Raw genomic sequence first — 9,496 nt, 5'->3', positions numbered from 1 at the left:
GTCTCATTTTAATAATTTGTTATGCTCTGCGCCGGGTGCTTGGATCAATCTGGTTCAAGCATTGTGCCAATACCAGAAAGAGAAAAGCCCCGGAAAATATACTGTATATTAACCGAGGCGGACTCAAAAACACACAGTTTGATTCTGCCTCCATTTTTATCGGAACGCAAGAGGAAATGAAAAAGTCGACTTTTATTTTAGCCAATATATTAGTTAGAAACAAATTAAAAGGAATAGGTATTAAATTACCAATTATTAATATAAAGAGCTAATTATTTAACGTCATTTTTAATACTTCACTACCCGCTAATAAGTATGCTCCAGCGCCATAATCCATATTATGCTCAAACTTTACCTCTCGCGGATTAAATGCCGGAAGTTGTACCCAACCAATCATGCCATTATCATGAATACAGGATTGTAATGCTGACCACGCTCTATGTAATGCGGGAAAATATTCTTCTTTATTTAATTCACCCTGATTTATTCCCCATGCAAGTCCATAACAAAAAAGCGCGGTAGCTGAACTTTCAGGTGCAGGGAAATTATCAGGATCTAATAAACTGGTGCGCCAAAAACCATCTTCATGTTGGTAATCTAGGATAGAACGCGCTAATTGTTTAAACAGTGTTATATAACGATCGCGCTCATGATAATCATCAGGCATATATTGAAGAATGCGAGGAATAGAAGCTAAAACCCAACCAATACCGCGACTCCAAAATACTTTTTCACCATTAGCTTCACGCATTTCATTTCCCTGACCATCAGGAATATAGCGGTGATCGCGGAAAATAAGTCCAGTTTCAGCATCACGTAAATGTTCAATAGCATCCCAATAAGCGGTATGCATATAATCCAAATAACGTCGTTCGCTAATAATTTCAGCCAAAGCAGCAAAACCAGGAGGTGCCATAAAAAGTGCATCGCACCACCACCAGTCTTCACGCCCTGGTTTTGGATCATTTAGCATGATATCAAACGCTTTAATCGTCGGTTCAAGAATTTCAGATTGTTCAAACAAAGGACTTATCGCCAAATAAGCTTGAGCGCAAACATGATCATCCGCAAAACGTGCATTAGGACCTGTTCTAAATCCAGTATGTAAGGTGTAATTTAACACACCATTAAGGTACTCTTTATCTTGTGTCGCTTGCCATGCCGCACTTACACAGGTCCATAAAACACCGCGTTCCCAATCTGTATCTTTAATAAAACGAGTTTTACCACTACGGCGACGAACACTACGAACTTGATGAGCCGATTGATAACGATAAACCCGTTTCATATTTTGTAACACGAGATCTCTTTGTAAAGCCTCTGTATTAGCGTGTTCCATCCTAGTTCTCCATAAGATTATCGAGCTAACCAACCACCATCAACCGCAATGGTATATCCATTGATATAATCACTAGCTTTAGAGGCTAAAAATATGGCAGGACCTGCGACATCTTCAGGTGTTCCCCAACGCCCCGCAGGAATACGCTCTAAAATAGCAGCATTACGCGCTTCATCAGCACGAAGTGCAGCGGTGTTATCGGTTGCCATATAGCCAGGAGCAATTGCATTTACATTAATATTATATTGTGATAATTCCGTCGCTAATGCTCGTGTTAATCCCATTACCGCGGATTTACTTGCCGTATAAGAAGGAACTCGGATACCGCCTTGATAAGAAAGCATTGACGCGATGTTGATTATCTTGCCACCTTCGCCTTGTTTGACAAACTGGCGAGCCACTTTTTGCGATAAGAAAAACAGTGTCTTTTGGTTAATATTAATCACATCATCCCAATCTTTTTCACTAAATTGCAAAAGATCTTCACGGCGAATAATACCGGCATTATTCACTAAAATATCAATACGTCCCATCACCTTAACAGCCTCATCCACTAAAGCATCTAATCCATCTTGTTGGATTAAATTTTGCGTGATGTAATGAAAACGACGGCCTAACGCTTCGACTTTTTGACGCGTTTCAGGAGCATCTTGAATACCCACACCAACAATATCCGCACCGGCTTGTGCTAAACCTATTGCCATTCCTTGCCCTAAGCCTGTATTACACCCAGTAACAATGGCAACTTTGCCTGTTAAATCAAATAAATTCATGATTAAAACCTCTAGAAGTGTGGCAATAATTGCCACACTTTTTTTGTAGGAATAAAGAATAAAATGTAATTAATTATCTGTTATTTCAGATCTTTCATAGCAACATGATCCATATCGTGGAACACCTGGTTTTCACCCACCATTCCCCAAATAAAGGTATAAGATGCGCTTCCTACGCCAGAATGAATTGACCAACTAGGACTAATGACAGCTTGTTCGTTGCGTACCACTAAATGACGAGTTTCAGTTGGCTCTCCCATATAATGGAAAACCACATTGTCATCTTTCATATCGAAATAAAGATATACTTCCATACGACGTTCATGAGTATGACATGGCATTGTGTTCCACAAGCTACCCGGCTCAAGCACTGTCATCCCCATGGATAATTGACATGTTGGTAACACTGAAGGATGTAAAAACTTATAAATCGTACGAACGTTACAATTTTCTGCATTACCTAACTTTTCAGGTGAGGCCTGCTGTTGAGTAATTTTGCGAGTAGGATAGGTGTGATGTGCTGGTGCACAGTTAATATAAAAACGCGCCGGTGTCTCTACAGAATCACTGGTGAATTCAACAGATTTGGCTCCCATACCAATATAAATGGCTTCACGAGGGCCAATTTCAAATACCTCACCGTCTATAATAACTTTACCCGCACCACCAATATTAATAGCACCTAATTCACGTCTTTCTAAGAAGAAATCAACACCAAGTGCTTTACCCGCCATTAATGCTAAAGGTTGAGTTGTTGGGACAACTCCCCCAACAATAATCCGATCTATATGGCTATAAGTGAGATTCATTTCCCCTTCACAGAATAGGTTCTCAATCAGGAACTCTTTACGAAGTCCTTCTGTATCAAGCCTTTTAGCATGTTCACTATGAATTGGCTGACGAATTTCCATTATAAATACCTCATTTTTACTGATGGGAGCATAACGAAAAGGTTATGCATTATCCCCGGATACAGAGTAAATATGATTTCCTCTGATGAATGTATCGGTAAGATGAAAACACTCATCCACCACGGCAAAGCTGGCTTGTTGACCTGCTTTGATATAACCCAATTTATCCCCTATGCCGAGATACTCAGCGGGGATCGCCGATGCCATTTGAACCGCTTCCCACTCAGGAATATGTGCAAGTTGCACCATGTTTCTTAATGCACTATCAAGACTGCAAGTGCTGCCAGCTAGCGACCCATCGGCAGTTTTTGCCTGTCCATTGGTGACGGTGACCGTTTGAGCACCTAATGTGTAATCACCATCAGCTAAACCTCCCGCCCGCATACAATCTGTAATTAGGGCAATCTGTTGATACCCTTTCATGCGATATGCCAGTTGCATCATTACAGGGTGAACATGGATACCATCAGCAATAAGTTCAGCTAATACGCTGTGATATAACACTGCACCACAACATCCCGGCTCACGGTGATGAAGCCCGGTCATGCCGTTATACAGATGCACACCACAATCAGCACCGTGTGAAAAAGCTCGTGAAGCTTGTTCATAAGTTGCTGCTGTATGTGCCACACTTGGTTTAATTCCTCGGCTGACCAACCAATCAATCGCATTCATCGCACCTTCAGCTTCAGGTGCAACAGCAACACGCAATAGCGATCCCCCAGCACTGTCGAGTAATGTTTCTAATTCACAGATGGTCGGCGCTTTGAGATATTTCACAGGATGTGAACCACGATGGCGTTCTGTAAAATAAGGGCCTTCTAAAAAGCTACCGAGTAACAACGCACCTGTTGCTTGAGGTTTTGATACAAACTCACGGACTTGTAATAGCGCATGACGGATATCCTCCATCGGTGCTGTGACAGTCGTTGCAACCCAAGCCACAACCCCTGTTTTAACCAGCGCATCGGCTATAGTTTGTAGTCCTTGTTGCGTTGCATCCATCACATCAGCCCCTTCACGACCATGAATATGGATATCCACAAAACCGGGTAATAATGATTTTCCTTTTAAGCGAATAACTGGGCAATCTGTTGGTGCTTGTGTGGTGATTGATTCAATATTTTCACCATTAACATGGACATAGCAGAGATAACGGATACCTTCAGGTGTAAAGGTTCTATCTGCTAAAATGGCATATCGCTGATTCATAAGCCGTCTTCTTCTTCAACATCATGACTATCTATTTGTGCCAATTGCTCTCGAATATCTTGAATGCTGTCTTGACCAATTTCGCGTAGCGTTTGCACCAATTCCGTCGTTGAACACCCTTCCCGTTCAAATGCCGCATTAACAATCATGGGTAAATTAACCCCAGCTAACACCTCAACAGAGGGATTTTGCATCATGATTGCCATTGCGCGATTACAGGGGGTACCACCAGGTAAATCTGTTAAGAAGAGATATTGCTGGCATGACATAGCGTTAATCGCTTCACGCATTTTTTGTTCAAGCTCATCCGGAGAAATTGACTCAATAAAATCAATAAACGCGATATTTTCTTGCTCACCAGCAATCGCCTTTACAGCGGATGCCATACCTGTAGCAAAATTAAGATGTCCTGAGACAATAAGACCTATCATGAGTAACTCCTTGCGAGTAGCAGATAGTTCTACTACCCGTTTGTAGCAAGTTAATAATGTATTTCGATTAACAGTGTCGACAATTAGGGCATCTCTTTTTTATAAGAATCCTAATACATGCCCAATAACGCCAAATGCTAGGGTTGAAAAAATCAATACCGGGGGCTTACCCCAAAAACCGGTACTTTTCACCATTTTGTACATTAAGAAAACTAAGCACAGTGGCAGTAAATTCGGCATAATTTTGTCGAAGAGGGCTGTTTGTAATTCAACGACTTTTCCGCCAAGTTCCAGCGAGGCGGTGGTTTGCACTTTGATAAAGGTCGCCGAGAGCGCACCAATAACAAAGATCCCCATAATATTTGCCGCTTTCGCTAATTTTTCAGTGGCATCGCTCATATTGACCATTGCCGCAGTACCTGCGCGATAGCCCATAAACATCAGTCCGAAATACACTAAAAAATGCACAATTTGATACAAGAAGAAGAAAACGAAAGGTCCTGCAATCGAGCCTTCCATTGCAATAGAAGCACCTAATGCTAAGGTCAAAGGCATTAAGGTCATATGGTCGATAGCATCGCCAATACCCCCAGTCGGCCCCATTCCTGCCACTTTCATCACATTAACAGTCGATGGCTTTTCTTTGTTCTCTTCCATTGCCACCGCCGTTCCTAATAAAAAGGTAAACAGCTTTGGACTGGCATTAAAAAATTGCAGATGGTTTTTCAACGATGTTGCATAATCGCGTTTATTATTGCCGTGAATTTTCTTCAATGCTGGAATAATTGAGAAAGCAAATCCACCACCTTGCATACGTTCAAAGTTGAAGTTACCTTCCATAAATAAGCCACGGAATGCACACTTCCAAAGTATGCCTTTAGTAATAACTTTTCTGACAGCAGTATCTTGATACTCATCAATGCCATCAATCAAAGAACCTGTTTCTGGTTTATCCTGCGTTTTCAATGCGGTGCTGTTATCAGATACCATCTTCGAAATCCTCATTCTGCTGACTTGAATTTTTATTGTTACCACTAAAGAAGAAGTAGAGTGCGGCGGCTGATGCGCCTAAAATAGCGACGGCCATAATTGGGAGTTTGAGATAGGTTGTCATCACGAAACCAATAAAGAACACACCGGCCACTTCTTTTGACCACATAATTTTTAGAAGCATTGCAAAACCAATTGCGGGTACCATTTTCGCCCCAATACCTAATCCTTCTAATAAGACTTTTGGCGTGTTCTCATCAATCCATTGAGCAGCATGTTCACCAAAATAAACAGTAACAAAAGCGACTAAAGCATAAAGGAGTGAACGGACAATAAGTGTAATAATCAGCAAGCGAGAGATCCCCGCACCGTCAGCCTTTTCTGCATATCGATCCGCTTTACCCATGGTAAATGCAGTCATAGCAAAGAAACCAATCACCAACATCTGCATTAAAACAGCAATAGGCATACCTATTCCCATTGCAACTTCCGGTGATTGTTTTGTCATTACCGCAAAAGCAACTGCTGCAATGGTGCCTAATGTCACATCTGGTGGCTGAGCTCCGGCATTAGGTACAAGCCCTAACCATGCAAGTTCTAAGGTAGCACCTGCAATTAATCCTACTTGCATATCTCCCATAATCAGACCGACAACGGGCCCTGTAATTAATGGTCGATGGATATTTAATGCCACGTCGTACTTATCGATACCGCAAAAGAAGGCCCATAAAGCCACTAAAGAAGCTTCAAAAATCATAAATTATCCTCAAACCTGCCTATAGCAGGTTTTCTTGATCAGGAAATAATCAGGCTGATGCGAGTGTTAGTACATCAACAGGAGTTTGATCTGGTGTGTTTTGGACTGTGCAAGTAACCCCTTTTTCGATAAGACGCTTAAAAGCACTAAGATCTTTTTCATCGATAGAGACTGTTTTCGCAATTTGACGTTTACCTTCATGAAAATGCATATTGCCAACATTACAATGAGTAATAGGCACGCCACCTTCAACTAAACGGGCTACATCAGTTGGGTTATTACACAGAACAAAAATTTTCTGACGAGGAGATGCTTTGCTAATAACATCAATAGTTTTTTGAATAGAGAAAAAGCGAACCGCATATTCGCCGCCAGCAGATGCTTTCATTCCCGCCTGCATAAATGCAGCATTGGGACCTTCAGCAGCATCATCATTAGCGACTAAAATTAGGTTTGCTTCCGTATGTTTACCCCATGTAATGCGGATTTGTCCATGAAGTAAACGTTCATCAATGCGGGTCCAGACAATATTAGGTGTGTTCATAACTAGCTCTCTTATTATATTTTATTAATTTAAAGCAGACTGTGTGTCTTCTGTTTTAAGTGAGAACGGATAAATTGTGACGCCTTGTACAACTCGATTGATTTCTCCGGTTGGAGATGGATTATCAGGCGTATTCCCTAGTGCAATAGAACTGTGAAATGCAAATGATTGCGCCAACATCAAATAAGGGAACAATAGCGCCACATCTGAACAGTTCTCTAACGCTGGAATATAAACAAAACTCTCTGGTGAAAAAGTTTTATCATTTCGTGCGGTGATCGCGATCACCTTGCCTGATGCATTATCGTGAATAACCTCTCGTAATAAATCTGTCTCGTATTGACGTGTATAAGGATCATTAGAGAAGAACATCACCACAAGGGTTTCTTTATTTACGATGGATTTAGGCCCGTGTCGAAAGCCTAATGGGGTATCAAAATTGGCTACGACTTTACCCGCCGTCAGCTCTAACATTTTTAATGCGGCTTCTTGTGCTAGCCCTTGTAATCCTCCGCTACCAAGATAAATAACGCGTTTGAATTTTCCTGCGTATTGATGGCGGATAATTTTATTTGCTTTGTCAAATTGCGCTTTGTAATCACTAAAAAACGGCGCAATAGCATCAGTAAATACACTATCGCCTAAAAAGATAGTGACCGCCGCCATCATCATTGAAGAAAAACTTGATGTCATTGCTAATGAGCGATCGTTTGACTCTTCCGGCATTAATAACGCCAATGCCTTATGACTATTTTGGCAATATTGATAAAGCTGGCCCTGAGGGTTACAGGTTAAAACTAAGTGGTAACATTGCGATAAGCACTTCTTTGCAATATCTAACGCAGCCACACTTTCGGGGCTATTCCCTGAACGAGCAAAAGAAATCAGTAATGTAGGGATATCTTCGGCTAAATATTCTTGAGGATCAGCGACTAAATCCGTTGTGGCAATAGCATCAACACGACGTTTTATAGCTCCCGTCAAAATAGGTGCTAACGCTCTACCGGCAAACGCGGATGTTCCAGCTCCCGTAAGAATTATTCTGCTATTTGATGCCTCCAATGCTTTTTCTAAAAAAGACTCAATATCAGCACGTTTTTCTCGAATTGATAGCCATGTTTTTTTCCAGCACTCTGGTTGCTGGTCAATTTCTTTCGCTGTCCAAAATGCGTTTAACTGCTCAAGTTCAGCGGTTTGATAGCTTAAATATTCCATGGTTTCCCTCAATTAATGGACATTGCACGCATCGGCATAAACCGACAACACATCACGAATTTTCGCAATAACAAATGACTCAGGCGTACCCGCAATTTTCCCCTCTCTAAACTGGGTAAATTGATAAGGCAAATATTGGCTAAGTAAGGGAAGTGGAATAGGCTTAACAGATAAATTATCCATTAATGTGTCAATAGCAGTATTAATCTCGGCATCAGGCCAATAATAACGAATACGATCACTAAAACTATAAACACGAGCAAAGGCGAGTTGACGTTCATCACCGTGATAATATTTTTGCCAAAAATTAGGCTCACGGCACATCAATTGTTCCATTTTTTCACGTAATCGAGAGCACTTTTCAAGAGGAAATAATGTTTCTTCAATGGCGCAAAGAGCATATAAACCTTCACGCATAGCAAATGTTAGCGCCGGCCCAACTTTTAAAATAGCAAAGTGATCATGGACGAGTTGCTGATAAGCTTGATTGGTTTGATAATCTGTAGAGTGAGCTTCAAAAACCAGATGAGAATAGTCATTTACTACTTGGCTTAACGCTTGTGCTTTTTCAGATTGATAATCAATAATACCGGTATGATCAAATTCAACCCCAGGCTGTACAACTAAACCTATAACACGAGTCCAACACTCTCCCACACCAGCGTCATAAAATGCTTGGCGATGGCACGCTAATGTTTTACGGGCAGCATCAGGTGAAGTCACCTCAACGGTATCAAGCTCTTCAGCAGCACCACCAGGAACGGGGACTTCTGTGCCAACAACATAAACAATATCACTAAAACCAAATGTCTTTTTGGCGGTATTTTCTGCAATAACAGCAAGACGAGCTGCACGCGATGCCACGATTTCATCTGTTAAAGGAATAGGATCATCTGCACAAGACATACTGCAATCAAGATGGATTTTTTTAAATCCCGCGGCAACATAATGTGCAATAAGTACATCCGCATTTGCCATCGCTTCTTCAGCATTAAGATGCTGCCAGCGATTAGGCCCTAAATGGTCACCACCAAGGATAAGCTTTTCGACAGGAAAACCGACATTTTCCGCTTTCTCAATAACATATTGGTAGAAATCAGCGGGAGTCATACCTGTATAACCACCAAACTGATCAACCTGATTAGAGGTGGCTTCAATCAGCAGAAAGGAATCATCGTCCAGCGCTTGTAATAAAGCAGCTTCTATTACTAAAGGGTGGGCAGAACAAACAGAATAAATACCATTCTGTTTGCCTGATTTATGTTGCTGAACAATCTTTTCTAAAGGATGCATGTAAATACTAACTCCATAATCAACACCGGCG

11 protein-coding genes are annotated in these 9,496 nt (G+C 41.3%); 1 reads left to right on the top strand and 10 read right to left on the bottom strand.

Annotation, left to right across the window (positions count from 1 at the left end):
• Positions 1-272, top strand: a 272-nt coding sequence (locus tag AACU95_RS16600; RefSeq protein WP_237612015.1) for a hypothetical protein, incomplete at its 5' end; no start/stop codon positions are given.
• Here the strand turns inward: AACU95_RS16600 and AACU95_RS16595 are convergent.
• The 10 genes from AACU95_RS16595 to kbaZ form a co-directional block, all read right to left on the bottom strand.
• Complete coding sequence (locus AACU95_RS16595) at positions 269-1,339, bottom strand: glycoside hydrolase family 88/105 protein (RefSeq protein WP_004244200.1); 1,071 nt, start codon at positions 1,337-1,339, stop codon at positions 269-271. The genes AACU95_RS16600 and AACU95_RS16595 overlap by 4 nt on opposite strands.
• Positions 1,340-1,356: 17 nt before the next feature.
• Positions 1,357-2,112 carry a 2-dehydro-3-deoxy-D-gluconate 5-dehydrogenase KduD gene (kduD, locus tag AACU95_RS16590; protein WP_004248613.1) on the bottom strand — a complete coding sequence of 252 codons (756 nt, stop codon included), beginning with the start codon at positions 2,110-2,112 and terminating at the stop codon, positions 1,357-1,359.
• A gap of 80 nt (positions 2,113-2,192) precedes the next feature.
• Positions 2,193-3,023 carry a 5-dehydro-4-deoxy-D-glucuronate isomerase gene (gene kduI, locus AACU95_RS16585; RefSeq protein WP_004244203.1) on the bottom strand — a complete coding sequence of 277 codons (831 nt, stop codon included), beginning with the start codon at positions 3,021-3,023 and terminating at the stop codon, positions 2,193-2,195.
• A 42-nt stretch (positions 3,024-3,065) separates the two neighbouring features.
• Positions 3,066-4,235: an N-acetylglucosamine-6-phosphate deacetylase gene (gene nagA / locus AACU95_RS16580; RefSeq protein WP_004248614.1), complete on the bottom strand. Its 1,170-nt coding sequence runs from the start codon at positions 4,233-4,235 to the stop codon at positions 3,066-3,068.
• Positions 4,232-4,666: a PTS galactosamine/N-acetylgalactosamine transporter subunit IIA gene (agaF, locus tag AACU95_RS16575; protein WP_004244205.1), complete on the bottom strand. Its 435-nt coding sequence runs from the start codon at positions 4,664-4,666 to the stop codon at positions 4,232-4,234. The genes nagA and agaF overlap by 4 nt, the downstream gene beginning before the upstream one ends.
• Positions 4,667-4,765: 99 nt before the next feature.
• On the bottom strand, positions 4,766-5,656 hold the full coding sequence (locus AACU95_RS16570; protein WP_004244207.1) for a PTS system mannose/fructose/sorbose family transporter subunit IID: 891 nt from the start codon (positions 5,654-5,656) through the stop codon (positions 4,766-4,768).
• On the bottom strand, positions 5,646-6,413 hold the full coding sequence (gene agaW, locus AACU95_RS16565; RefSeq protein ID WP_004244210.1) for a PTS N-acetylgalactosamine transporter subunit IIC: 768 nt from the start codon (positions 6,411-6,413) through the stop codon (positions 5,646-5,648). The genes AACU95_RS16570 and agaW overlap by 11 nt, the downstream gene beginning before the upstream one ends.
• A gap of 49 nt (positions 6,414-6,462) precedes the next feature.
• A complete protein-coding gene (gene agaV / locus AACU95_RS16560; protein ID WP_004244211.1) occupies positions 6,463-6,957 on the bottom strand; it encodes a PTS N-acetylgalactosamine transporter subunit IIB in 495 nt (164 codons plus the stop codon).
• A 24-nt stretch (positions 6,958-6,981) separates the two neighbouring features.
• Positions 6,982-8,172 carry an SIS domain-containing protein gene (locus AACU95_RS16555; protein ID WP_004244212.1) on the bottom strand — a complete coding sequence of 397 codons (1,191 nt, stop codon included), beginning with the start codon at positions 8,170-8,172 and terminating at the stop codon, positions 6,982-6,984.
• A 12-nt stretch (positions 8,173-8,184) separates the two neighbouring features.
• Entirely contained in the window at positions 8,185-9,465 is a 1,281-nt protein-coding gene (kbaZ, locus tag AACU95_RS16550; RefSeq protein WP_004248615.1) for a tagatose-bisphosphate aldolase subunit KbaZ, read from the bottom strand.
• Positions 9,466-9,496 lie beyond the last annotated feature (31 nt).

Origin of the sequence: Proteus sp. G4415, from assembly GCF_963896075.1 — a bacterium.
GTDB classification, from domain to species: Bacteria; Pseudomonadota; Gammaproteobacteria; order Enterobacterales; family Enterobacteriaceae; genus Proteus; species Proteus mirabilis.
This window is presented reverse-complemented; position numbering and strand designations above follow the sequence as displayed.